This window comes from Ruegeria faecimaris (genome assembly GCF_900182615.1).
Classification (GTDB): Bacteria; Pseudomonadota; Alphaproteobacteria; order Rhodobacterales; family Rhodobacteraceae; genus Ruegeria; species Ruegeria faecimaris.
In genome coordinates this window covers 1-24,906 of sequence record NZ_FXTE01000019.1, presented here as the reverse complement: position 1 = coordinate 24,906, position 24,906 = coordinate 1, and the positions used below count along the sequence as shown (strand labels likewise).

The 24,906-nt window shown below is 57.7% G+C and carries 18 protein-coding genes and 1 pseudogene; 7 read left to right on the top strand and 12 right to left on the bottom strand.

Annotated elements, in window-relative coordinates; translation table 11 throughout:
* Positions 1-29: 29 nt before the first annotated feature.
* The 3 genes from FN806_RS19155 to FN806_RS19145 form a co-directional block, all read right to left on the bottom strand.
* On the bottom strand, positions 30-818 hold the full coding sequence (locus FN806_RS19155) for a thioesterase family protein (RefSeq protein WP_142640128.1): 789 nt from the start codon (positions 816-818) through the stop codon (positions 30-32).
* Positions 819-844: 26 nt separating this feature from the next.
* Positions 845-2,080, bottom strand: a complete 1,236-nt coding sequence (locus FN806_RS19150) for an acyl-CoA dehydrogenase family protein (RefSeq protein ID WP_142640126.1) — start codon at positions 2,078-2,080, stop codon at positions 845-847.
* 189 nt (positions 2,081-2,269) lie between these two features.
* Positions 2,270-2,626: a hypothetical protein gene (locus FN806_RS19145; protein ID WP_142640124.1), complete on the bottom strand. Its 357-nt coding sequence runs from the start codon at positions 2,624-2,626 to the stop codon at positions 2,270-2,272.
* 174 nt (positions 2,627-2,800) lie between these two features.
* On the opposite strand from FN806_RS19145, the gene FN806_RS19140 reads away from it, so the two are divergent.
* The 3 genes from FN806_RS19140 (at position 2,801) to FN806_RS19130 (ending at position 5,077) form a co-directional block, all read left to right on the top strand.
* Entirely contained in the window at positions 2,801-3,634 is an 834-nt protein-coding gene (locus FN806_RS19140) for a bifunctional allantoicase/(S)-ureidoglycine aminohydrolase (protein WP_142640122.1), read from the top strand.
* A gap of 81 nt (positions 3,635-3,715) precedes the next feature.
* The gene (locus FN806_RS19135; protein ID WP_142640120.1) at positions 3,716-4,036 is read left to right on the top strand and encodes a hypothetical protein; all 321 of its coding nucleotides are present in this window, start codon (positions 3,716-3,718) and stop codon (positions 4,034-4,036) included.
* A gap of 54 nt (positions 4,037-4,090) precedes the next feature.
* Positions 4,091-5,077, top strand: coding sequence for a type I glyceraldehyde-3-phosphate dehydrogenase (locus tag FN806_RS19130; protein WP_142640118.1), 987 nt, complete (start codon positions 4,091-4,093; stop codon positions 5,075-5,077).
* Between the two features lie 40 nt (positions 5,078-5,117).
* Here the strand turns inward: FN806_RS19130 and FN806_RS19125 are convergent, their stop codons facing one another.
* From FN806_RS19125 to puuE, 3 genes are all read right to left on the bottom strand, one after another.
* Positions 5,118-6,545: a nucleobase:cation symporter-2 family protein gene (locus tag FN806_RS19125; RefSeq protein ID WP_142640116.1), complete on the bottom strand. Its 1,428-nt coding sequence runs from the start codon at positions 6,543-6,545 to the stop codon at positions 5,118-5,120.
* Positions 6,546-6,608: 63 nt separating this feature from the next.
* Entirely contained in the window at positions 6,609-7,091 is a 483-nt protein-coding gene (locus FN806_RS19120; protein WP_142640113.1) for an ureidoglycolate lyase, read from the bottom strand.
* Positions 7,088-8,506, bottom strand: a complete 1,419-nt coding sequence (gene puuE, locus FN806_RS19115; protein WP_142640111.1) for an allantoinase PuuE — start codon at positions 8,504-8,506, stop codon at positions 7,088-7,090. Before puuE ends, FN806_RS19120 begins: the two co-directional genes overlap by 4 nt.
* Before the next feature lie 209 nt (positions 8,507-8,715).
* Here puuE and uraH point away from each other — a divergent pair, with 209 nt between their 5' ends.
* Positions 8,716-9,072, top strand: coding sequence for a hydroxyisourate hydrolase (gene uraH, locus FN806_RS19110; RefSeq protein WP_142640109.1), 357 nt, complete (start codon positions 8,716-8,718; stop codon positions 9,070-9,072).
* Between the two features lie 141 nt (positions 9,073-9,213).
* Here uraH and FN806_RS19105 read toward each other — a convergent pair whose 3' ends face one another.
* Positions 9,214-10,134 (bottom strand): LysR family transcriptional regulator, encoded by a 921-nt coding sequence (locus FN806_RS19105; RefSeq protein WP_142640107.1) that lies wholly within the window; start codon positions 10,132-10,134, stop codon positions 9,214-9,216.
* Positions 10,135-10,230: 96 nt separating this feature from the next.
* Between FN806_RS19105 and FN806_RS19100 the strand changes: the two genes are divergently transcribed.
* From FN806_RS19100 to FN806_RS19090, 3 genes are all read left to right on the top strand, one after another.
* Positions 10,231-11,454: a urate hydroxylase PuuD gene (locus FN806_RS19100; protein ID WP_142640105.1), complete on the top strand. Its 1,224-nt coding sequence runs from the start codon at positions 10,231-10,233 to the stop codon at positions 11,452-11,454.
* A gap of 156 nt (positions 11,455-11,610) precedes the next feature.
* A complete protein-coding gene (locus FN806_RS19095; RefSeq protein WP_142640103.1) occupies positions 11,611-13,416 on the top strand; it encodes an autotransporter assembly complex protein TamA in 1,806 nt (601 codons plus the stop codon).
* A 23-nt stretch (positions 13,417-13,439) separates the two neighbouring features.
* Positions 13,440-17,486: a translocation/assembly module TamB domain-containing protein gene (locus tag FN806_RS19090; protein ID WP_246097349.1), complete on the top strand. Its 4,047-nt coding sequence runs from the start codon at positions 13,440-13,442 to the stop codon at positions 17,484-17,486.
* Positions 17,487-17,943: 457 nt separating this feature from the next.
* On the opposite strand, the gene FN806_RS19085 is transcribed toward FN806_RS19090, so the two are convergent.
* The 5 genes and pseudogenes from FN806_RS19085 to FN806_RS19065 all read right to left on the bottom strand — a co-directional run.
* Positions 17,944-18,876, bottom strand: coding sequence for a LytTR family DNA-binding domain-containing protein (locus tag FN806_RS19085; protein ID WP_142640101.1), 933 nt, complete (start codon positions 18,874-18,876; stop codon positions 17,944-17,946).
* A 312-nt stretch (positions 18,877-19,188) separates the two neighbouring features.
* A complete protein-coding gene (fdhF, locus tag FN806_RS19080; protein ID WP_142640099.1) occupies positions 19,189-21,972 on the bottom strand; it encodes a formate dehydrogenase subunit alpha in 2,784 nt (927 codons plus the stop codon).
* A gap of 13 nt (positions 21,973-21,985) precedes the next feature.
* Positions 21,986-23,689, bottom strand: coding sequence for an NAD(P)H-dependent oxidoreductase subunit E (locus FN806_RS19075; RefSeq protein ID WP_142640097.1), 1,704 nt, complete (start codon positions 23,687-23,689; stop codon positions 21,986-21,988).
* Positions 23,690-23,774: 85 nt separating this feature from the next.
* Positions 23,775-24,656: a LysR family transcriptional regulator gene (locus FN806_RS19070; RefSeq protein ID WP_142640095.1), complete on the bottom strand. Its 882-nt coding sequence runs from the start codon at positions 24,654-24,656 to the stop codon at positions 23,775-23,777.
* A 142-nt stretch (positions 24,657-24,798) separates the two neighbouring features.
* Positions 24,799-24,906 (bottom strand): annotated as a pseudogene (locus FN806_RS19065) (IS5/IS1182 family transposase); the annotation flags it as partial.

The following is a 24,906-nucleotide window of genomic DNA, read 5'->3' as shown; positions in this document are numbered from 1 at the left end:
GGCCGGGCGCGCAGAAGCTGGCCGATGGCTCAGGCAGGTGGGAACAACACAAGGGTCTGCAGGGCTGTTCCAACCGGCCCTTGGGTGTCATACAAAACCGATTGCGACATGCCGATACCCGAGGGCTGCCAATGGCAGACAGACTCGGAGGCCAGCCAATCCGAGACCGGCTCGCGGTGCACTTGAACCGTCAGATCCGTATTCATGAACCCCATCTCGGTTGTCGGGGCATTCCACGAAATGCCATTGCCGCAATCAGCCAGTGGACACAGCGCCTGAATCGGAGATTGCACCTCGTCCCCAAGCAGCGGAGGCGTGCGCATCCAGATCGTTTTGGGACCGACGCCCTGATTTCCACCCTTGGGATAGAGGACATCGGAATAGGTCGCGAACCCAGGAAGATCGTGCCGAATTTCGCCGATGGGAAATGGGCCGTCCACCGAGTCCGCCAGTTGCGGAGATGAGAGAGCGACATTGGGAACCGGGCCAAGGTCGCGGCGGGCAAGGTGCATAGTTGTGGCTACGGCACATAAAGTGTTGTCCAGATCGTGCACAGTAACCCGAGTGGTCGCCAGCGTTCTGGTGTGCCGCGTCGTCTCGGCCGCAACCCGCAACCCGGACAGGGGCAGCGGACGCAGCAGATCGACCGTCAGCCGGGTCAGCATCTTGTCCGGACCAATTTCAGATTCCGCGGCGCGCACGATCAGACCGCTGACCGGACCAGCATGGCAATGTTCGGCAGACCACGGACCCCGCGCCGGGTCATTGCCGACAAAAACCCCGTCCGCGCGTAGTCTGAAATAGGGCAACCTGGACATATCAGATTTCAAGACCACTTGGGACCTCAGACCTTTTCCTGTGTATGCTTTTTCAGTTCGGTCCGTGCGACCTGGCGACGATGCACCGCGTCCGGCCCATCGGCTAGCCGCAGGGTCCGTACATGCGTCCACGCGGTCGCCAGCGGCGTGTCCTGACTTACCCCTTGCCCGCCATACATCTGCACCGCCTCATCAATCACCTTCAATGCGACCCGCGGGGCCACGACCTTGATCTGGCTGATCCACGGGGCCGCCGCACGCGCATCGCCCTGATCCATGTACCAAGCAGCCTTGAGGCAAAGTAGCCGGGCCATTTCGATCTCCATCCGGCATTCGGCTATGATATCGAAATTCGCCCCAAGCTGCGCCAGCTTCTTGCCAAATGCTTCGCGTTGCAGCGACCGTTTGCACATCTGCTCCAGGGCCATCTCTGCCTGTCCAATAGCACGCATACAGTGGTGAATACGTCCCGGCCCCAATCGACCCTGAGCGATCTCGAACCCACGCCCTTCGCCCAGCAGGATATTCTCGGCAGGCACCCGGACATTGGTAAAGCGAATATGCATATGCCCGTGCGGCGCATCATCATGGCCGTAGACTTCCATCGGGCGCAGCACTTCGATCCCCGGCGTTCCCGCTGGCACCACGATCATCGACTGGCGTTTGTGAACAGGCAGGTCATCACCGCCAGTCCGGACCATGACGATATAGACCTTGCACCGCGGATCACCGGCGCCTGAGGCCCACCATTTCTCGCCATTCAGAACGTAGGATTCGCCGTCCGGCACACAGGACATCGAAACATTGGTGGCATCGGAAGAGGCGACATCCGGTTCGGTCATCAGATAGGCCGAACGGATTTGCCCATCGAGCAGCGGCTTGAGCCACTCTTGCTTCATCTTTTCGGACCCGTACCGCTCGAATACTTCCATGTTGCCCGTATCTGGGGCTGAACAGTTGAAGATTTCTGCACCCAGCGGGGTCTTTCCCATTTCTTCAGCAAAAAAGGCGTATTCCACAGTTGTCAAACCCAGCCCTTTTTCACTGTCGGTCAGCCAGAAGTTCCACAATCCCGCCGCCTTGGCCTTGGCTTTCAACCCTTCAAGGATATCCGCCTGCCGGTCGGTATATTGCCAGCGGTCACCTTTGTTGATTTCAGCATGGAACTCTTCTTCCAGCGGCATGACTTCATTTCGGATCATCTCTGTTACGCGGGTCAGCAGTTCGCGGTTTTCCTCGCGCAGGCCGAATGACATGTTCATGAGTTTTCTCCTCCGCCCCGACACGCGGGCATTACCTTTGGGCCGAGAATGACTTAGCCACCGTCATGATGTCCAGTTGGGTGACGGGACGTCACCCACCCCATATGAGATTAAACGGGTGCAGTAACCGGAGACTGGCGACCGTATAGCCGTCAATAACCTGCGTCGCGCGCGGGTGTAGCAACCCAATTAGGGTGTGAAAATCCAGTTACCATTGGCATCCTGGCACCTGCGGGATCTGATCTCACGGGTCTGCTCGGAACTCGGAGGTCGGATAAAATGCTGCAGATGCACGCAATTATCGCGGACCTCGCGCACACGGACGGTGCCCTTGGCCCCGGTCTCGGTGCTGATCCATTCACTTTCGGCACCAACCTGCGGCAAACCACTGCCCAGCATGGTGTCTGTGGTTGCACTCAGCAATGTGAAATCATCCGGGCTCAACCCCGACTCTGCGATGATGCGAGACAGCGGTTTCGCGCTGCCGGCAACACCAATGCTCAGCACCAGAACACCTGCAACTAATAGTGATCCCCAAATTCTCATACCGCCTCGCAATTCTGCAACCAATTTACATTCAAGGATATACCCGGGAAGGCACTGGGCCAAGCCCTAGTCTGCAACCTTCAAATTATCCCGAAGAAACCTATTGCGACTCTGACGCTAGGCCATGCCGAGCGTCCCTCGCATAGTGCACGAAACACGAACCAGAGGCATTTGATGGCACACCCGACTTATTATGCGCCCCATGGCGGACACCCCGGACAGGACACCCTGTTAACTGATCGCGCCATGTTCACCGAGGCCTATGCCGTTATACCCAAGGGTACGATGCGCGACATCGTCACTAGCTATCTGCCCTTCTGGGAAGACACCCGCCTGTGGGTTCTGGCACGTCCCCTTAGCGGGTTCGCCGAAACCTTTTCGCAATACATCATGGAGGTCCAGCCCGGTGGCGGTAGCGATACGCCCGAAACGGACCCCGCAGCGCAGGCGGTGTTGTTCGTTGTCGAAGGGGCGGTCACATTGACGCTTGAGGGAAGTATTCACGTTTTGGAAACTGGTGGATATGCCTATATCCCCGCTGGTTCCAAATGGGCGTTGCGCAACCATACGGAGCAGCCAGCGCGGTTTCATTGGGTTCGAAAGGCTTATGAGGCAGTGCCCGGCCTGCCCAAGCCGGACCCGATCATCACCAATGAACAAGAGGTCGCCCCGATCGAAATGCCGGGCACCGAGGGTCGCTGGGCCACAACACGTTTCGCGGATCCGCAAGACCTGCGCCACGATATGCATGTCAACATCGTGACTTTTGAACCCGGCGGCGTGATCCCATTTGCCGAAACCCACGTCATGGAACACGGGCTGTATGTGCTGGAAGGCAAAGCCGTCTACCGGCTGAATCAGGACTGGGTCGAGGTCGAAGCCGGAGACTTTATGTGGCTGCGGGCCTTTTGCCCTCAGGCCTGTTATGCGGGCGGTCCCGGGCGGTTCCGATATCTGCTATACAAAGATGTGAACCGCCAGATGCCTCTTTCACCAGGCGGGCGCTAGGATAAATTCGGCCTTGGCGGGACTGGGCAAGCGCGGTAATCTGGTGGAATAACAAACGGTTTTAGTTCAGGAGATTGTACGATGGCACTGCGCAATGTAACGCTGGCACTGGCGGCTGCAATCGGCCTGACGGCCCTGGATGTGACCCCTGCAACCGCCAAAGAGACAAATACCGTCAACGTCATGAGCCGCACCTGGGCCATTACCCAGGTTTCGGAAGCTCCGGTCGTATACCGTGCCACACGTGATAACAACAATCTCAACCCATTCGGCCCCCCGCCCCGGCTGCGCACTATTCAGGCCATCGCGGCTATTCAGCAGGCAACCGGGTGCAAGCCGATTGTGGCCAGCATGTACCAGAACATCTCGGGCCAGTTCTTTTCACAGGTCAGCTGTAACTGACCCGGACAGGAAACTGGCATTGAGGTTAATCCAAGCCACTGCCATAGCTTGCGCATGAAACTCGCAATTAACGGATTCGGCCGCATCGGCCGCACGATTTTGCGGCAGCTTCTGGCGATGCCGCTCGGTCACGACATCGAACTGGTGCTGATCAACGACATCGCACCGCTAGAGACCTGCGCCTATCTGTTCAAGTACGACAGCACTTTTGGGCCCTATCCGGGCAAAGTGGAACAGGGAACTGCGCAACTGGTTGTCGATGGGCACGCTATTCCTATTACACACAGCCCCAACCTAAGCCGGGTTGATCTGTCCGGTGTAGATGTCCTGATGGACTGCACCGGCGTTGCCCGGACATCGGATGTTGCCAGTCAAGGCCTGACCGCAGGGGCAAGGAAAGTACTGATTTCCGGCCCCTCGCCCGCGACCGAGGCCACAATCGTTCTGGGCGCAAATGAGGATCATCTGGGCAATGCGCGGATCGTGTCAAATGCCTCTTGCACCACCAACGGGCTGGCTCCGCTGGTCAAGGTTCTGGACGGGATCGCTGGTGTCGCGTCGGGCCATATGACCACCATCCACTGCTACACCAACAGCCAGCCGATGATCGACGCTCCGCGTGGTGATCTGGCACGGTCACGCGCCGGAGCGCTGTCGATGGTCCCGACCACCACCAGCGCTATGCACCTGATAGACGAAGTCCTGCCCCATCTGGCCGGGCGCATCTCGGGCGCGGCGGTCAGGGTGCCTACGGCAAGCGTTTCCGCGGTTGATCTGATTGTGACGCTGAAGCGCGGCCTGAGCGCCTGCGATTTTGAAGCCGCCCTACGTGCAGCCGTTGCAGAGTCTCCCGTTCTGGGTTGGACGGATGAGCCGCTGGTGTCGTCCGATTTGCGGACGCGGCCGGAATCTCTGATCATCGCAGGGCCAGAAACCCGGCAGATCGGCGAAACTCAGGTTCGTGTTTTTGGCTGGTATGACAATGAATGGGGGTTTTCAGCCCGCATGCTGGATGTCGCTCGTATGATGGCCGACACATAGGCGGACCGCGACCTAACGCGATCCGCCGATTTTCATTTGGTTACTTGCCGGGAAGGCTGCCCGACCCGTGCCCCGACATGCCGCCCGAAACTTCTTCGGTTGCCTCATCGGCCAACTCATCCGGCAGGATCAGATTCAGCACGATGGCGATCAGAGCCGCAGGCAGCAGCCCGCTTTTCATCAGGATGCCCAGAGTATCGGGCAAGTGTTGCACCGCACCCGGCTCGAGCTGGAGGCCGAACCCGATTGACAGCGCGATGGCAAAGATCACCATGTTGCGCCGATTCCAATCCACATCGGACAACATCGAAACACCCGCGGCGACAACCATCCCGAACATGACGATGACGCCACCGCCCAGTACTTCGATCGGAACGGTGCGGATGATCGCGCCAACCTTGGGCACCAGGCCGCACAGGATCAGAAACAAGGCGCCGATGGTGACGACATTTCGGCTCATGACGCCGGTCATTGCGATCAGCCCGACATTCTGGCTGAACGACGTGTTGGGTAAGCCGCCGAACACGCCCGCCAGGGCCGAACCGAAGCCGTCAGCATAGGTTGCACCGGTGATTTCCTTGTCCGTGGCTTCGCGCCCGGCTCCGCCTTTGGTCACACCCGACACATCCCCCACCGTCTCAACTGCCGAAACAAAGGCCATCAGACAGAACCCGATTATGGCGGCGAATGAGAACTCGAACCCATACTTGAAGGGCACAGGCAGGGCGAAAGTTGCAGCGCGGCTCCAGCTTGTTCCGATTGCCTCAAACGTGATCATGCCAACCATCAGGGCATAGACATACCCAACCGCAAGACCAATCAGAACGGCAGAAACCGAAAGCATTCCGCGGGTAAAGAACTTCAGCCCCAGCGTTACCACAACCACGACCAAAGCAGCCGACCAGTTCAGCGCCGAGCCGTATTCAGGCGTTCCAATGGCCGGAACCCCTCCGGCGGCGTATTGAATGCCGACCTTGACCAACGCCAGACCAATCATTGTCACCACAAGGCCTGTGACCAGAGGTGGCAAGGCAAAACGGATTTTGCCAATCACCGTGCCCAGCAGGGCATGGAACACCCCACCGATAATGACACCGCCAAACAATGCGGCCAGACCATCGACGCCTTTGCCAGCAACCAACGGGATCATGATCGGCAGAAAGGCAAAGCTAGTGCCCTGAACAATAGGCAAAGCCGCTCCTACCGGACCAATCGTCACCGTTTGGAGCAAGGTCGCGACGCCGGCAAACAGCATCGACATCTGGATCAGGTACAGCAGTTCGGGAAAATCGGGGGAGTTCGAACCGAACCCGAACCCGGCGGCCCCCGCAACGATGATCGCAGGCGTCACGTTCGAAACGAACATCGCCAGAACATGTTGAATGCCCAGCGGAACTGCCTTGTGCAGCGCCGGGGTATAATTTGGATCCCGAAGCTGTTCGGGTGTCCCTATTGAAGTGTCAGCCATGAGTTACTGTCCTCTCTGTCAGATTCACGGGGGTCTTACCGCTTATGCTGCGGCTTCATTTGGCTACGACACCACCTGATAAGGGCTATCGAACCAGTATTCTTCCAGGTTGGGCCCATCGCCGATCCGATCAACAACGGCGAACAATCCAGGGCCATGCAATGGTGTCAAAACGCCGTGCCACGTCCCACGATGATAATTCACCGCCTGACCGGGCCGGGTGACAAAGGCACACGGCTCGCCCGGCTGCCCGTCAACATCTGGTGCTACAACGACCAGAAAGGGTTGATGGGTCATGGGAACAAAGGCCTGACTGCCATCAGGATGCCGTTCAACCATATCCAACTGGTACGGCAGAGTTCGGGGGTTGGCGTTGAACAGGCTGATCCCGGCGCGGCCGCCCGCGAAATCAAGGGCCGCCCGGTCATGAAAACGCCCGCACTGGCCCTGGTTGATGATCTTGTCCGGGTCGCCCGATGCCTCGATCACATCTCCGAACGGGGCAAAAGCGTCAGGCGTTAAAGGAACAGTCCGGATCTGTTTCATGAAGGCAGCACATCCCTCAGGCGGAATTCGGCAATACGCTCGACCTGTCGGCAGGCCTCGGCGAATTCTGTGTCCCGGTCCTGATCTATCCGCCGCTGAAACGCCTGCTGGATAGAGGCTTTGTCATGATCACGCACAGCAATAATGAAGGGAAATCCGAACTTGTCGGTATAGCGCCTATTCAGATCGGTAAAGGCATCGCGTTCGGCATCCGTCAGCGCATCCAGCCCTGCCGAGGACTGCTCTGCCGTGCTTTCCTGTGTCAGCCGCTTGGCCTGTGCCAGTTTGCCCGCCAGATCCGGGTGCGCGGTCAGCACGCCCAGCCGCTCCTCATCCGAGGCCGAACGGAACATGCGCGTCAGTGCGTTATGCAACCCGCCGGCAGTATCGTGAGCCGCGCCGAGTTCCAGCCCATGGGCGCGCTCTGCAATCCAAGCCGAATGTTCGAAGATCCCGCCATAAGCGGCAACGAAAGCGTCCCGCGCCATTTCTGACGGCTTTGGACCTGATACAGGCGGGTGCTGCGCTGCCCAATGCTGGGCGATCTCCAGACGGGTCGCGAACCAGACATCCGAGTGCCCACGCGCATAATCCAGAAACCGTTTCAGCGCCATGACCCGACCTGGACGACCGATCAGGCGGCAATGCAGACCGATCGACAACATCTTGGGCGCACCGGCTTCACCCTCGGAATAAAGCGCGTCGAAACTGTCTTTGAGATAGGAATAGAACTGATCGCCCGAATTGAAACCTTGCGGCGTTGCAAAGCGCATATCGTTACAATCGAGAGTATATGGTACGATCAACTGGTCCCGGCCAGAGGCCTGCATCCAATAGGGCAGATCATCCGCATAGGTGTCCGCCACATAGGCAAAGCCGCCCTCTTCGGCCACCAGACGCACGGTGTTCTCGGAACACCGGCCGGTATACCAACCATAGGGACGTTCCCCCACGACCTCGGTATGCAGGCGGATGGCCTCTTCTATTTGAGCGCGCTCTTCCGCCTCAGACATATCCTTGTGTTCGACCCATTTCAGGCCGTGACTTGCGATCTCCCAACCTGCGTCTTTCATGGCGGCAACCTGATCGGGCGACCGTGCCAGCGCCGACGCGACACCGTAAACGGTTATGGGCAAGTCCTGCATCAAGCGGTGCAGACGCCAGAACCCTGCCCGCGATCCGTATTCATAGATCGATTCCATGTTCCAATGACGCTGGTCTGGCCATTGCGCTGCGCCGACAATCTCGGACAGAAAGGCCTCGGACGCGGCATCACCGTGAAGCACGCAGTTCTCGCCACCCTCTTCGTAGTTCAGCACAATCTGAACGGCCAGATTTGCTCCGCCAGGCCACTGGGCGTTTGGCGGGTTGGCTCCGTATCCGATCATGTCACGGGGATAGCGAGGGGGCTGCATGAATGTTCCGTCTCAGTTGTGTTACACTACCTACGCTTTACCGCAGAATTGGAAGCAGTATTATCAAATCAATCCGAACGCTGTTTCCTTTTCTTTCGGCATTCCCAAAGTCTCGGGTTTCGCCCCAGACTGCGTCAAACAATACTCGATTGCAGTTTGCGGTTTTCAACAACCACTCGTTGCGGTGATCGGAATATGAGGAGAAACGCGTGGCAGGATACCTGACAACCCATGTTCTGGACACCGCCAAAGGCTGTCCCGCAGAGGGGCTGAAAATTGCTCTGTACGCGATTACCCAGGACGGACGCCACAAACTGGCTGAGATGCTGACCAATGCAGACGGGCGAACAGACAGCCCAATACTACCGCAAGCAAACTTTGAAACCGGGGAATATGAACTTGTTTTCAGCGCGGGTGACTATCTGCGCGCCTCTGGCCAGGCGGATGACGAACCGCTGTTCCTGGATGAGATTCCAATCAGGTTTGGTATGTCTGAAGCAGACGCCCACTATCATGTGCCGCTCTTGCTTTCGCCATACAGCTACTCCACGTATCGTGGCAGCTAACTGACCGGGCGAACCTCCCACCCGTCGATCGCCCCTGCCGGGCCTCCTCCTGTTGAGCCGGGCGCCGCACCTGTTGGGCGCGGCGCGGATAGTGACGGTTACAGCTCTTCGAGAAAATTTACGCGCGGCCGGGAGCCTTTGCTAACCGTTGATGTCCGAGTTTTGCACAACCTTGCCAATTCGCGCGATCATGAAATCCATGAACAAACGCGCCTTGGGATCCTGGTGACGTCGATGGGTATAGAGACACGCCATCTGAACAGAGACAGGAGGTGTCTCCTTCGCAACCACCACCAGACGTCCTGCCTTGAGATGTTCCGCTGCCTCAAACACAGGTTTCATCGCGATCCCCTGCCCTGACAACGCCCAATCGGTCAAAACATCTCCGTCATCGCATTCAAACCGGCCCGACACGGCATAACGTTTTGGCCCGTCTGGAGTTTCCAGCATCCACTGAAACTCCGCAGCGCCGGGATACCGCAGGTTAAGACACTCGTGCTTGTCGGACACAAGATCGGCTCCGTTTTGCGGCATCCCCCTGCGTTTTACATAGTCCGGTGCGGCACACAGAACCCGCGCGCAATCCGCGATCTTGCGAATACGCAGGGTGCTGTCCTCGGGCTGACCAATGAAAAAGGCCAGATCCAATCCTTCGGTCGTCAGGTCCACTGACCTGTCGGTCAGGCGCAATCGCACATCAATTTCGGGGTATTCCGAGAGAAAATCCGGCACATGTGGGGCTAATAACCTGCGCCCGACGCCCAAAGGCGCGGCTACGAACAGTGACCCGCGGGGGGCTTCGGTCAGGTGAACAACCTGCGCCTCGGCTTCATCTACGGCATCCAGGACCGCAACCGCTCCGGGGTAAAACGCACGTCCCTGCTCGGTCGGGCTGAGGTTACGTGTAGTCCTCTGAAACAGACGCACGCCCAAATGATCCTCAAGCTGTGATATTCGCGCCGAAGTCACCGCCGGTGAAACACGCAAATCCCTCCCGGCAGCAGACATGCTGCCCAGATCATAGACACGAACGAAGGTGCGAATATTGTCGAGATAGGACATCTTATCGTTTTTTTTGATACAGTTTGACAATATACGGGAATACCGAAGAAAAGCCAGTTTGCCTAGGGTGACTATAACCTACTGGAGAGAACTCTCATGTTTGAATTCGCCGTGTTCTGGGATTGGATGGCATTTGCTGTGCGCTGGCTGCACGTAATCACTGCTATCGCCTGGATCGGATCATCCTTTTACTTCATCGCTCTGGACCTTGGCCTGAATCGGGATATCCCCGGCCCCGCCGACGGGGAAGAATGGCAGGTACATGGCGGCGGCTTTTACCATATTCAGAAATACCTCGTCGCACCCGAGCGGATGCCGGATCATCTGACCTGGTTCAAATGGGAAAGCTATGCCACCTGGCTTAGCGGAGCTGCGCTGTTGATGATCGTCTACTGGGTTGGTGGAGAGCTTTATCTGATTGATGCGCAAAAGGCCGATCTGGCGCTGTGGCAGGGCATTCTGATCTCGGCTGCCTCGTTGACTATTGGCTGGCTGATCTACGACTTCCTGTGCAAATCCGGCCTGGGTGAGCGCCCAACATTACTGATGGTGCTGCTGTTTGTCCTGCTGGTGGTGATGGGCTGGGGGTACAACCAGATATTCACCGGGCGCGCGATGATGCTGCATCTGGGCGCATTCACCGCCACGATCATGACAGCGAATGTATTCTTCATCATCATGCCGAACCAGCGCATCGTCGTAGACGACCTTAAGAATGGCCGCACCCCGGACCCGAAATACGGCAAGATCGCCAAGTTGCGTTCGACTCATAACAACTATCTGACCTTGCCAGTGGTTTTCCTGATGCTTTCGAACCACTACCCGCTGGCCTTTGCCACCCAATACAACTGGATCATTGCGGCGCTGGTATTTCTGATGGGTGTCACAATTCGTCACTACTTCAATACACGCCACGCCCGCGCCGGTGATCCGACCTGGACCTGGCTGGTGACCGCTCTTCTGTTCATCGCCATCATGTGGCTGTCCACCGCGCCTATGTACAAACCTCTGGAGGAGGCCGAGGCACAGCCGCTCACCGCATTTGAACAGAAATACGCAGCAGCAGACGGGTTCGAACAGGCACATGATGTCGTTCTGGGGCGCTGTTCCATGTGCCATGCGCGCGAACCGGTTTGGGACGGCATCCTGTGGGCGCCAAAAGGCATTCTTCTGGAAACCCAAGGTGACATCGCCCGCAATGCGAAACAGATTTACCTGCAGGCCGGTGTCAGTCACGCCATGCCACCCGCAAATGTCACCTATATGGAACCGGAAGATCGCGCGGCGATCATTCGCTGGTTCCGCAATGCTGGCCTTTGAACTGGCACTGAGCCATCACTTGTTCCGCTAATTTTCTTGGCCAAACGATAAACACTTCCCCTACACGATTACAGATGTTCTAACTATCCTTAAGGGGCCGCCACATCCGAAAAGGCGCCGAAGTTAATTTCTAGTTGGGGCAGCTGGAGCCAATAGATGCAGCGAATAAGACAATGCAGCTTTGTGAGAAATTGTCTGTTCGGAATAGTCGTCGCCACATTACCCACATCGCTGGCCGCATTGGAAACCGTCCTCACGGCACCGGGCGCTCCGAAAGCGCTGGTTGAACGGATCGAAGATACCGCATCGGTGACAACCGCAGAATCCCGCGGGCTGGACACACCGCTTGAACTTTTGTCAGCGGCCCTGTCGGACTATACCACCATTGTTCAGATCCTTTATGACGAAGGCTATTTCAGTCCCGTCGTCAGCATTAAACTGGACGGGAAAGAGGCGGCGGAACTCAGCTCACTCAACGTGCCCAATCAGATCAACAAAATCGTGATTGCTGTTAAAACCGGCCCAACCTTCACATTTGGCCAGGCGGTGGTCCGGCCGATCGCGACCGAAACGGTTCTTCCCGAAGACTATGCGACGGGCAAACTGGCCACCACCGGCGCCATTCAGCAAGCCGCGTCAGCAGGCGTGCAGGGATGGCGTGACGCTGGTCATGCCAAGGCCGAGGTCAGCGGCCAGAAAGTCATTGCCCGCCACGCCCAGGCAAAGCTGGATTCCCGCATTGACCTCGCCCCGGGACCGCGTCTGAGCTTTGGAAAAATGTACATCAAAGGCGACAGCGATGTTCGCCACAGGTCCGTCGAACAAATCGCCGGCTTCCCAACCGGAGAGGTGTATTCCCCCCAGCAGGTGCAAAAGGTCGGAACCCGGCTTCGCCGCACCGGCACGTTTAATATTGTCTCGATCGAAGAGCACGACACTCCCAACCCTGATGGCTCCCTGGATTTCGATGTCTATCTTGAAGACATGCCCAAACGCCGCCTGACCTTCGGTTTGGAAGTGGCCTCGCGCGACGGGATGGAGCTGTCGACGACCTGGACGCATCGCAACGTGTTCCGCCGCGCCCAACGGCTGCGGTTTGAGGCATCGTTGCGCAATATTGGCGGGGCCGAGGATCTGGACGGGCGCATCGGGCTACGGCTGGATCAGCCCGACCGGCTGGGCCCCGATGACAGCACGTTCTGGAGCGCCCTTCTGGAACGTCGCAACACCGATAATTACAACGTGACTGTGACGTCACTGGCCTATGGTGCAAGACGCACATTTTCAGACCGCCTATACGCCGAAGCATCCGTCGGGTTTCAGTGGTCGGATGCGGATGACGCCTATGGCGACGGGCGTAAGTTCCGCTATTTCATCCTGCCGTTCCGATCGGAATGGGATGAGAGGGACAGCAAGGTCAGCGCCACCAGCGGCTATTACCTGGATGCCCGTGTGATGCCATTTGTCGGCCTGTCCGACACAGAAACAGGCCTCAGGATGTTTGCGGACGCGCGTGCCTATACCAGTCTGCGGACGCAAGGTCGTCTCGTGCTGGCCGGACGGGTCCAGATTGGGTCGATTGTAGGACCCGCCTTGGACGGGGTCACACCCGATTTCCTGTTCTTTTCGGGCGGTGCGGGCACTGTGCGCGGTCAGCCCTATGAGAGCCTCGGCATCCCTGTTGGCAATGAGGTTGCTGGCGGCAAGTCTTTCCTCGGTCTATCTGGCGAAGTTCGCGGCAAAATCACCGAGACAATATCGCTGGTCGGGTTTTATGATTATGGTGTTGTCGACACGTCCTCTTTTGTCAGCAGCGCTGCAGAGAGCCATTCCGGCGCCGGGCTTGGGATCAGATATGACCTCGGCGGTTTTGGCCCCTTGCGTCTCGATTTGGCCCTTCCCGTTCAGGGCGACACCGGAGATGGTCTGCAGTTTTACATCGGAATTGGTCAGGCATTTTGACACATCGTTTCTCATATCCAGTTTTGGCTGCTGTTCTGCTGTGGGTGCCGTACCCCGTTCTGGCGCAGGACGAAGGCGGCAGTATGCTAGAGCAGTTTCTGCAGGATACCCTGTCCGGTGATGATCAGAACGTAACCGTCAAAGGCTTGCAAGGCGCCCTCAGCGCACGGGCCACAATCGCAGAGATCACGGTATCGGATGATGAGGGCGTCTGGCTGACCATCAAAGATGCCGAACTGGATTGGAACAGACTGGCCCTGATACGGGGGCGGTTCTCGGTCAATGCGCTGACAGCGCAAGAGATCGACGTAGCCCGCGCGCCGGGCACCACAACCAAAGATGCCCCTCCTCCTTCTGCGGAAACCCAGACATTCCAGCTGCCCGAGCTGCCTGTCGCAGTTGAAATCGGCGAAATCCGCGTGGATCAGCTGTCGCTGGGGCAGCCGCTGATTGGGGTGGCCGCCGACTTATCCGTCACCGGCAATCTGTCGCTTGCTGATGGAACGCTGGACACCAATCTCGACGTGGTGCGGTTGGATCGTGCCGGAGATGAGATCACACTGACCGCCGGGTTCGACAACTCGACAAGCGAGATCAATCTGGACCTGAACGTGGCCGAGGCATCCGGCGGGCTTATTTCGACCGCTTTGAACATTCCCGACAGCCCAACGATCGAGCTGACGGCAAAAGGCGCCGGACCGCTGACGGATTTCACCGCCGATATCGGGCTGAGCAGTGACGGGCAGCAGCGTCTGGCCGGGCAGGTTCGGCTTGGTTCGGCCCCTGACGACACTGCGGAAGGCATAGCATTTACCGCCGATCTGAACGGAGACCTGACTCCTTTCGTCGGCCCTGCCATCGACCCGTTTTTCGGGGCGGACTCGCGGCTGTTCGTGCAAGGTCAGACCCTGCCCGAAGGGGCGCTGGACCTGTCCGATCTTCAGCTTGCAACGCAGGCCCTGAACCTTGAGGGGAAGTTGGCCCTTGCCGAAGGTGGCACATTGCAGTTTGCCGCCTTGCAGGGACGCATTACCCCGCCGCAGGGACAGGCGGTCACGCTTCCGGTTGGCGGTGGTGACAAAACGATCAAGTCCGCGCAGATCTCGACCTTGTTTGATCAGAAGAACGGCAATCTCTGGGATCTTAGCCTGACAGCAGATAAGTTCAAATCCCCCCAGGCCGAACTTGAGAGCATGCAAATTATCGCGCAAGGCGTGCTCGATCAGACCCTTGGATTTACGGTGAACGGCGATCTGCAGGCCAGCGTCACTGGCATAGATCTGACCGATCCGAACCTGAACACAGCCGTCGGAGACCGCATCACGCTGGACGGGCAGTTTGAGTATGGTGATGACCAGTCGCTGACATTGTCCGGTTTCGAACTGGTCGGGTCGGATTACACTCTGGCCCTGGACACGCTGATTAGCGGATTAACCAGCGGATTGGCTGTTGATGGCAAAGCAACGCTGGACGCTACCGACCTGTCCCGGTTCTCTGGCCTTGCCCAGTTGGAACTGGCAGGGTCGGCGTCGGCAGAGGTTCAGGGCAAGGGTTCTCCGCTTGAGGGCAGCTTTGATGGCAAAATTGTTGTTCAGGGCAACAACCTGTCTACGGGCCGCAACGATATCGACCCCGTAATCACCGGCCAGACCACCATCGCTCTGGATGCTCGCCGTGGGGCGGATGGAATATCCATACGCGAGTTCAAACTGAACAGTCAGGCCGCGCAGGCACAGGCAAGTGGCGAAGTGACCACGCCTGATGGCAATCTGACAATCGACGGTCAGGCCAGCCTCAACGCGCCCGACCTCTCGGTATTCTCCGGGCTGGCCCAGCGGCAGCTGGGCGGGTCGCTCAGCGCACAAATGGACGGCAAAGGCACCCTGCAGACGCAAGAGTTTGATGGCACGGCCAGCATTACGACGCAGGATCTGCAGACAGGTATGTCCGAAGTCGATCCTCTGCTTGCAGGCAAAACCGTGATCGCCTGGGATGGTGCGAAAACGGGAGACCTTATCGACATACGCAACGCCACGATCAACGGCCAGGCGCTGACCGCGCAGGTGAGCGCGTCGATTGATGACCCAACCGGGAATCTAGTTCTTGATGGTCAGGCACAGGTGACTGTCCCTGATCTTTCGCTATTTTCGGATCTCGCGGGCCGGGATCTTGCCGGGTCGGTTACCGCGGATATCAATGGCAACGGAGCTTTGTCCAGCCAGACCTTCGACATAGCCGGCGATGTCGATGCGCAGGACGTCCAGATTGGCATCAGTCTCGTCGACAAACTGATCGAAGGTCGAACGACGCTGCGTGTCGATGCCGAGAACAGTGATCAGGGTCTGAATGTCCAAAACTTCAAACTGCGGGGCACCGCCTTGACCGCAGACGCTTCGGGTCAGGTCAGCAAAGAGACCGGCGGGCTGAGCTATTCGGTAAAGCTGGACGATCTTGCGAGGATTTCCAAGACGTTGTCAGGACCACTCACATTGGAAGGCAACGCCGCGCCAACAGCTTCAGGCCTTGAAGGAAGAGTCAGCTTGCGTGGGCCGGACAGTTCATACGCGTCGCTGACGGGGTCTGTCGGCTCTGACGGATCGGCAGACTTGGACTTTGACGCCGAGCTAAACAAGGTCGAGCGTTTCGCCCCAGACTTTCCAGGTACAATCACCGCCAATGGGACCGCAAAGCGCAAGGCAGGCGTCTGGACCATCAACTCTTCGGCGCAGGGTCCGGCACAGATCACCGGCGAAATCTCGGGCACGTTCGATGAAACCACAGGAAACGCCGATCTGAATGCGCAAGGCGGGGTTAATATCGGTATCGCAAACCTGTTCATCACCCCCAACCAAATCGACGGGACTGCGCGGTACGACCTTAGCTTGAATGGCCAACCCTCGCTTGAGGCGCTCAGCGGGTCGATCACGACCTCTGGAACCTCGTTGGCGATACCGGGTGCCGGTCAGACCATTACCGGCATCAGCGGCGCGGTCGAGTTGGCCAACAACCGCGCCAACATCTCCCTAAATGGTGGAACCCGCGCCGGGGGTAATTTCACCGTCGCGGGCCCGATTGACCTGACGCCTCCGTTCAATGCGCAAATTACGACCACGCTCAATCGTCTCGTGCTGACGGATCAGCTTTTGTACGAGACGATCCTGAACGGGCAAATCGCAATGACCGGAGCTTTGGCTGGCAACAGCACAATAGTCGGGCAAATTACATTCGAGGAAACCAATATTAATCTCGCCGCCGCCTCGGGTGCGGTCGGCGCTGCACCCATACCAGAGATCGAACATATCAACGAAAACGCGGCCAGCTATAGGACTCGGGAACGTGCTCGTTTGGTAAAACAGGACGATGCCACCCAAAGCGATTCCCGTATTGCGCTGGACATCGCTCTGCTCGCCCCCAAGGCCGTGTTTGTCCGAGGTCGAGGCGTGAATGCCGAACTCGGCGGACAGCTGTACATAGGCGGTACAACAACCTCGATCATTCCTTCGGGCCAGATCGCTCTAATCCGAGGCAATTTCGACATTCTGGGCCGCAGGCTGGCCCTGACAAAAGGGATCGTAACCCTACAAGGCGACTTGACACCCTATATCGAATTTGAATCCTCAAACAGCACCTCGGACGGGACCGCTACAATCGAAATCGCCGGGCCGCTGGACGCCCCCGAAGTCAACGTGTTCTCGGATCCGGAACGGCCAGCAGAAGAGGCGCTGGCCATGCTGTTGTTTGGCAACCGTTTCTCTGAGCTGTCCCCCTTTGTCATTGCCCAGATGGCGGCTTCGCTGGCGCAGCTCAGCGGTGCAGGAGGGGATGCGACCAAGGGTCTGAGGGAGTCGACCGGTGTCGACACAGTCGATATCGGAGCAACGTCAAGCGGCGGAATTTTGGGCGCCGGGGCGTATCTGGGTGACAATCTCTATACCGACTTTAACGTGAACACCGAAGGAAATACCGAAGTGAACCTCAATCTGGACGTCACCGATAATATCACCATGCGCGGAACCGTTGACGGGCGAGGGGAAACGGGATTGGGTGTCTTTTTCGAGCGCGACTACTAATCCTGCGCGGAACTCTGCATCTGTGACAACAGTTTCGGGCCAAATCACAGGAAGGCAGGGAGTTTCATTAACCCCTTTACTATCAACTTCTTAACATGACAGCGAATGCACAAGTCGCTCTATTCATTTCGTGCGACACGAATTTTCATTGCCGTTCGTTTCGAATTTTTGACGTTTCGTACCAATTTCATTGCCAGGTCCGTGCCTATGCAGGAAAAGAAGGCAGCGCCTGGTTTTGCGGCGTCTTTATCGAGTGACGTGTTGACCAGTACGACCTGATTATAGAGGGGGAAAAACTCAAAATCGGGGAAAGCAAAAGATCAAAATTCAAATCTTTTCATTACTAAGAATATTGAACTGCCCACCTTCCCATCCACTGCGTATTCTGTACCCAGTAGCGATGGGAAGGTGGATTATCTAAACGAACCGATAAGCCGGATGTTTCTGCCGAACGATGTCAGGTTTGTTGTGGTGAAGCTTTGACTGTTGCCGGGCTTTCCGCTGACGCCATCTCGGACAGCCAATCACGCACGGCGCCGTGCCGACTACGGGCGATAGCGATCTTTTTGCCGCAGCCCAGAACCAGATATCCGACTTCATTCAGGCTTTGAGCAATATCCACACACCGATTGGCAACCCAAAAGGACCGATGCACCTGTAGGCCATAGCATTCTGGCATTTGCGATAGGATGCCTTTGAACGTTGAACGCACCAGCACTTCTTTTTCATCTACACGCAGGGTGACATAGTGCTGCTGAGCCTGAACGAACAAAATGTCCTTGGCCAAAAAATTTTGCCCATTGGCGGACACTAAACCATTGGCCACAGGAACACGGGATTCCACTCTGCTATCCGGCTCGTCCTCGGGTTGCGGATCGCTGGCGCGCAGGCGGGCCAGATAAGGTGGAAAAACCCAAACGATTACGATCACTTCAATTCCAACGACGAGAAAGTACTGAGGCAGCAAAAGCGGCGAGTTTTCAAAGCTGAAAGACAGAAATGTACTGAAAACCATTGTCGTTGCGAATTGGGCAAACTGCATCGCCCCATACGCAATGGGAAAACATGTCAGCGGGGTGAAAAACCGTTTGATGCCCAGATATCGGCTGCAGAATGCTTCAAAAAGCAACATCAGCACCACCGAGCCCATATACCCCAGCAATCCGCACATCCAATAGATCGTGCGCCCCAGCCCGTTTAGCGGTTCAGCAAACAATGACGGCGTCGCACCAATGAGCAGCAGCATCAAAGCAGGCAGAAACATCAGGAAGTTTCTGGACAGGAAAAAACTAAGGACTTCGCTCAGGATCGCATCAACCGACATACCCGGCAATACGACAAACGAAAGCTTAGCCTGTTTCAAATCGTTATACACGTCTTGCGGTTTCATTCAGCCCTTGTTGCTCTGATCGCACTACTACCATCTATTTCGGCTTCGGCGCCTAGGCCCGACTGCCCACAGGTTCGGGCCCTGCGCAATCGGTTCCCCAATTTCGTTTCCAAACCCAATCAAGACCTAACCTGACGACCGCAAAATGGGCGCTTTGGTGGCGTTTTCTTAGGCTCAAAATTGCTGAAACCAGAGAAATATGGCGCAAATGGCGCAAAGCTGAGTGGGAAATGCCTATTTCCGCGTTGACGTCGCGGAAACCTAAAAGGGCGACCTCGCAAGGCCGCCCTCAAAAATTCTACTCCGACACTCTTACTCAGCCGCGATTGCGTCTTCGATCTTTTCTACGCGAATGGCCGAGAATTTGAACTCAGGGATTTTACCATAAGGGTCGATGGCTGAGTTGGTCAGGATATTCGCCGCCGCCTCAACATAGGCAAAGGGGATGAACACCATGTCCTCTGCAATCGCCCGGTCGGCACGCACCATGATCTCGATCGAGCCGCGACGGGTGGTCAGGCGAATGGTCTCGCCCGGTTCGATTCCCATCAGCTTTAGCTGACGTGGGTTCATCGAACAGTTGGCCTCTGGTTCAACCGCATCCAGCACCGTGGCCCGGCGGGTCATTGACCCTGTGTGCCAATGTTCAAGCTGACGACCCGTGGTGGCTATCATCGGATACTCCTCATCCGGCGCTTCATCCGGCTGGATCACACTGGCAGGAGTGAACTTGGCCCGCCCATCGGCACGAGGGAAGCCATCACCAAACACAATCGCTTGGCCCGGATCGGTCTCAGACAGCGACGGGTAGGTGATTGTTTCGGTCTCCAGCCGCTCCCAGGTGATGTTGTCGAGAGACTCCATCGTCAGCTTCATCTCGGCAAACACTTCGGACACATCCGAATAAGACCAGTTCAGACCAATGCGCTGCGCAAGTTCGACGGTGATTTTCCAATCCTCGCGCGCCTCACCCGGAGGCGCCACAGCTGGGCGCACTCGTTGTACCTGACGGTTGGTGTTCGACACGGTGCCGTTCTTTTCATACAGCGCCGAGGCAGGCAGGATGATGTCGGCGTAGTTCGCCGTTTCGGTCAGGAAGATGTCCTGCACGATCATCAACTCTAGCTTGGCCAGTGCGTCCCGCGCGTGGCCTACATCGGGGTCGGACATGGCTGGGTTTTCACCCTGAATATACATGCCCTTGATATTGCCCGCATATGCTTGATCGATGATTTCAGTGACGGTCAAGCCTTTTTCGTTCGAGAAATCCTCAGACCCCCAGACCGAGGTGAACTGTGCCCGGATGTTGTCATCGGTCACCGTTTTGTAATCGGGCAGGAACATCGGGATCAGGCCCGCGTCCGACGCGCCCTGCACATTGTTCTGACCGCGCAGCGGGTGCAGGCCCGCGCCGGGTTTACCAACGTTGCCGGTCATCAACGCCAGCGAGATCAGGCAGCGCGAATTGTCGGTGCCGTGGATATGCTGACTGACACCCATACCCCAGAAAATAAGCCCGGCCTTGGCCTGTGCAAAGATGCGCGCCACGCGGCGCAGCTGATCAGGATCGATACCGCAGATCGGCGCCATCGCTTCGGGGGTGAAGGCGCGCAGGTGTTCCTTCTCGGCCTCCCAGTTCTCGGTCCAGCGGTGGATATACTGGCTGTCATACAGCTCTTCTTCGACGATCACGTTCATGATCGCGTTCAGCATCGAAACATCGGCACCGGGGCGGAATTGGAGCATCTCATCGGCGAACTTGCGCATGCCAACGCCGCGCGGGTCCATCACGATCAGCTTGCCGCCGCGTTTGGTGAACTGCTTGAAGTAGGTCGCCGCAACGGGGTGGTTCTCAATCGGGTTGGCCCCGATGATGATGGCCACATCCGCGTTTTCGATCTCGTTAAAGGTTGCGGTCACAGCACCCGAACCGACGTTTTCAATCAGCGCCGCCACCGATGAGGCGTGGCACAGACGCGTGCAGTGGTCGACATTGTTGTGCCCAAATCCCTGACGAATGAACTTCTGGAACAGATATGCTTCTTCGTTGGTGCATTTGGCCGAGCCAAAGCCCGCGACATTGTGTGGGTCCTGGTCGCGCAGCGCCTTCAGTCTGGAGGACGCCAGGTCCATCGCCTCTTCCCAGGTCGCTTCGCGGAAATGGGTCGACAGGTTCGAAGGATCGACATTCAGCCCCTTGGCGGGCGCATCCTCGCGCCGAATCAGCGGCTTGGTCAGGCGGTGGGGATGGTGGATATAGTCGAACCCAAACCGGCCTTTAACACACAGGCGGCCTTCATTGGCGGGGCCGTTGATGCCCTCGACATATTTGACTTTGCCGTCCTTGACCTTCAGCGAAACCTTACAGCCTACGCCGCAGAACGGGCAGACACTTTCAGTTTCGCTATCGTAATCCTTGCTGTCTCCCTGCTGCTGATCGTCCAGCACTGTGGCAGGCATCAGGGCACCGGTCGGACAGGCCTGAACGCATTCACCACAGGCCACACAAGTTGAATCGCCCATCGGGTCGTTCTGATCGAACACCACCTGCGCGGTGTGACCGCGCCCGGCCATCCCGATCACATCATTGACCTGCACATCCCGGCAGGCCCGGACGCAGAGGTTGCAGTTGATGCAAGCATCCAGATTAACCCGCATCGCGATATGGCTGTCATCCAGCAACGGGATTTTCTCGACCTCTTTGGCCGGGAACCGGCTGTTGCTGACATCGTTCAGTTCGGCCATGTCCCAGAAATGGCTGGATTTGTCGTGGGCCACCTCGGGCTGATCGGCGACCAGCAATTCCATGACCATTGCGCGCGATTTCTCGGCACGGTCGCTGTCGGTTTTCACCACCATGCCGTCCGCCGCAGGGCGAATGCACGAAGCGACAAGAGTGCGCTCGCCTTCCACCTCGACCATGCAGGCGCGGCAGTTGCCGTCGGGTTTGTAACCCGGCTGCGGCTTATGACACAGGTGCGGAATGGTGAACCCCTGCCCCTTGGCGGCTTCCCAGATGGTCCAGCCCTCGGGCACGGTGACATCATCGCCGTTCAGGTTGAAGGTGACGGTCTTGGTTGGGCTTGCATCAAGCATGGCTCTGTCTCCCTCAGATTTCGTCAGCGAAGTGTTTCATGACCAGACGGATCGGGTTCGGGGCCGCCTGCCCCAGACCGCAGATCGAGGCATCGCCCATGACCTGGCACAGATCTTCCAGCAGATCCTGATCCCACTTGTCAGCCTGCATCAGCTTGACCGCCTTTTCACAGCCCGCCCGGCAGGGCGTGCACTGGCCACAGCTTTCATCCTCGAAGAAGCGCAACATGTTCAGCGCAGCATCGCGGGCCGTATCCTGATCGGACAGAACCACCACAGCAGCGGAACCGATAAACGTCCCGTGTGGTTGCAAGGTGTCGAAGTCCAGAGGGATATCATCCATCGACGCAGGCAGCAGACCCGAAGACGGCCCACCCGGCTGATACGCCTTGAAAGTCTGACCCTCGGCCATGCCGCCAGCGGCCTCAATCACATCCACAATGGTCGACCCTGCGGGCAGTAGATAGACGCCCGGCTGCGCCACCCGGCCCGAGACCGAATAGCTGCGCAGACCCGTGCGCCCATTCTTTTCCGTGCTGTTGAGGCATTCCGGCCCCTCGCGGCAGATTTTCGACACCCAATAGAGCGTCTCGACATTGTGCACCAAGGTCGGACGGTTAAAGACCCCAACCTGCGCCACAAACGGAGGCCGGTGACGCGGCAAGCCTTTCTTGCCTTCGATCGACTCGATCATCGCGGATTCTTCGCCGCATATATAGGCACCGGCGCCCCGGCGCAGATCGATATATCCCTTTTCAATCAGGCCAGCTTGTTCCAGCTCGGCAATCTCGCGGCGTAGAATTTCCAGCACCGCCGGATATTCATCGCGCATGTAGATAAAGCAGGTCTCGGCCTCTACCGCCCAGGCAGCTATCAGCATGCCTTCAAGGAAGACATGCGGCGTGCGCTCGAGGTAGAAGCGATCTTTGAACGTGCCAGGCTCGCCTTCATCGCCATTCACGGCCAGATAACGGGTGCCTTCGTTCATGCGAACGAAGCCCCATTTCTTGCCGGACGGGAAGCCAGCACCACCCAGACCGCGCAAGCCCGAGGACAGGATGTCTTCCTGTACTTTCTCCCAATCACCGCTCTCGCGCAGCTCTTTCAGCTTTGCATAGCCGCCGTTTGCTTCATATGCTGCAAAGGTTTCATAGGCGGGCAGATGGGCGTGGGTATCATCCGCAGCAATCGCCGCCTGCACCTTTTCAGGGGTGGCATGGTCGATATGGTTATGCCCGATCTCCAGCACAGGCGCAGTATCGCAACGACCCATGCAAGGCGCACGCAGGACACGGACGTTGGAAGGATCAAGACCGTCTTCCAACGCCTTTTGCAACTGCTGGGCACCGGCCATTTCGCAGGACAGGGAATCGCAGACGCGGATGGTCAGCGCGGGCGGCGGGGTTTCATCCTCTTTCACCACATCGAAATGGGCATAGAAGGTGGCGGTCTCATATATCTCGGCCTGACCAATCCGCATCTCGACGGCCAGCGCAGCAATATGATCGGCGCTGATATGGCCGTGTTCGTCCTGAATTAGATGCAGAAATTCGATCAAAAGGTCGCGACGGCGGGGACGATCGCCCAGCAGGCGCGTGATCTCGGCCTGTGCCTCATCCGTGAACTGACGGCCTTTGGGTGTGTGCCGCCCCTTGCCTTTACCTGACTTCCAGACGCCCTTTGGCGCGCCTGATGGCTTGGTATCTAATGGTGCCATGATGCCCTCCGATTCAGGCCCCGTGTCTCATCAGACTAGCATATCGTCAAATCGCATATTTCAATCGCACGATAACGACACCTTATCACCGCAAAGACGTCACCACCGCGCGCAACGCTCCAACCGTTGGCAGTTCCGGATCGCGTGTCAGGGTCGCCAGACAGATAGGTTTGCTGACCACCGGATCGACCAAAGGCAGAACCTTTGTTCCCTTCAGATCCCCCAACGCCCGTACTAACACGCGTGGCACCACGGTGGCCGCCAATCCCTCACGCGCCATGACCATTGAGGCAGTGAACCCGCTGGTTTCCGCGACCACATGAGGATGCAGGCCCTGTTCTGCGAAAATCCGGTCTAATATGCGGCGGTTCTGCATCTGCGGTTCAAGCAGGCTGACCGGAAATTCGGCGACCCGCGCCCAGGGAATTGGCCCCGTTTCGTCTGTCATATGAGACGGGATCAACAGGACATAGGTTTCTTCATACAGCGACTGTACCTGCCGCAAATCGGTGCCGATACTGTCGCCATATGTGATGCCCGCATCCAGACTGCCTTCGTCCAGCCGATGTTGAATGGCCGTAGCCGACATCGTTTCGATCCGAGTGATGATGCGCGGATGCGCCTGCTGTAGACGCTTGATCAACCGGCCCGTAAAGGCGATTGCAGTCGGGATCACGCCCAGTATCAGAGTCCCCGTGATTTCCCCCTTTGCCGCCTGCACCTGCTGTTCCAAGGCCTTGGTGTCGTCCAGAATGCGCCGCGCCCGCTGGACGATCATCTCGCCCTCTTCGGTCAGGCCCTGAAACCGGTTGGCGCGGCGGACGATGGACACGCCCAACCGATCCTCTAGGTTGCGAATACGCATTGAAAACGCAGGCTGGGAAATCCCGCATTCCTCGGCTGCCTTTGCAAAATGCCGGTGCCGCGCCAAAGCGCTGAGCAGTTGCAGGTCGCGGATTTCGATCATGTGGCGGCATCACTCATATCAGGTCGGTGCCGACACTAGCGGAATTCCTTGGGATGAGGAAAGCAGGAGTTAAACCCGGCCCCTCCTCGAACCGATCCTTATTACCATTGGTAATGCCAAGTTTGGGCCTTAGGGTCAGGACTCATAGCCAATAGATGACGAGAGCTGCGATGGCGATTGCTGAGAGGAAGACCTTCGGGCACCTGTCGTAACGGGTTGCCACACGGCGCCAATCCTTGAGCCAGCCAAA

Bases quoted from the DNA above. Each gene is read 5' to 3' on its own strand.
- FN806_RS19135 (WP_142640120.1), top strand. From the start codon at position 3,716: ATGGCACTGCGCAATGTAACGCTGGCACTGGCGGCTGCAATCGGCCTG.
- FN806_RS19150 (WP_142640126.1), bottom strand. From the start codon at position 2,080: ATGAACATGTCATTCGGCCTGCGCGAGGAAAACCGCGAACTGCTGACC.
- FN806_RS19075 (WP_142640097.1), bottom strand. From the start codon at position 23,689: ATGGCACCATTAGATACCAAGCCATCAGGCGCGCCAAAGGGCGTCTGG.
- puuE (WP_142640111.1), bottom strand. From the start codon at position 8,506: ATGCAGCCCCCTCGCTATCCCCGTGACATGATCGGATACGGAGCCAAC.
- FN806_RS19130 (WP_142640118.1), top strand. From the start codon at position 4,091: ATGAAACTCGCAATTAACGGATTCGGCCGCATCGGCCGCACGATTTTG.
- FN806_RS19140 (WP_142640122.1), top strand. From the start codon at position 2,801: ATGGCACACCCGACTTATTATGCGCCCCATGGCGGACACCCCGGACAG.
- FN806_RS19125 (WP_142640116.1), bottom strand. From the start codon at position 6,545: ATGGCTGACACTTCAATAGGGACACCCGAACAGCTTCGGGATCCAAAT.
- FN806_RS19070 (WP_142640095.1), bottom strand. From the start codon at position 24,656: ATGATCGAAATCCGCGACCTGCAACTGCTCAGCGCTTTGGCGCGGCAC.
- FN806_RS19105 (WP_142640107.1), bottom strand. From the start codon at position 10,134: ATGTCCTATCTCGACAATATTCGCACCTTCGTTCGTGTCTATGATCTG.
- fdhF (WP_142640099.1), bottom strand. From the start codon at position 21,972: ATGCTTGATGCAAGCCCAACCAAGACCGTCACCTTCAACCTGAACGGC.
- FN806_RS19085 (WP_142640101.1), bottom strand. From the start codon at position 18,876: ATGAAACCGCAAGACGTGTATAACGATTTGAAACAGGCTAAGCTTTCG.
- FN806_RS19145 (WP_142640124.1), bottom strand. From the start codon at position 2,626: ATGAGAATTTGGGGATCACTATTAGTTGCAGGTGTTCTGGTGCTGAGC.
- FN806_RS19095 (WP_142640103.1), top strand. From the start codon at position 11,611: ATGCAGCGAATAAGACAATGCAGCTTTGTGAGAAATTGTCTGTTCGGA.
- FN806_RS19155 (WP_142640128.1), bottom strand. From the start codon at position 818: ATGTCCAGGTTGCCCTATTTCAGACTACGCGCGGACGGGGTTTTTGTC.
- FN806_RS19120 (WP_142640113.1), bottom strand. From the start codon at position 7,091: ATGAAACAGATCCGGACTGTTCCTTTAACGCCTGACGCTTTTGCCCCG.
- FN806_RS19100 (WP_142640105.1), top strand. From the start codon at position 10,231: ATGTTTGAATTCGCCGTGTTCTGGGATTGGATGGCATTTGCTGTGCGC.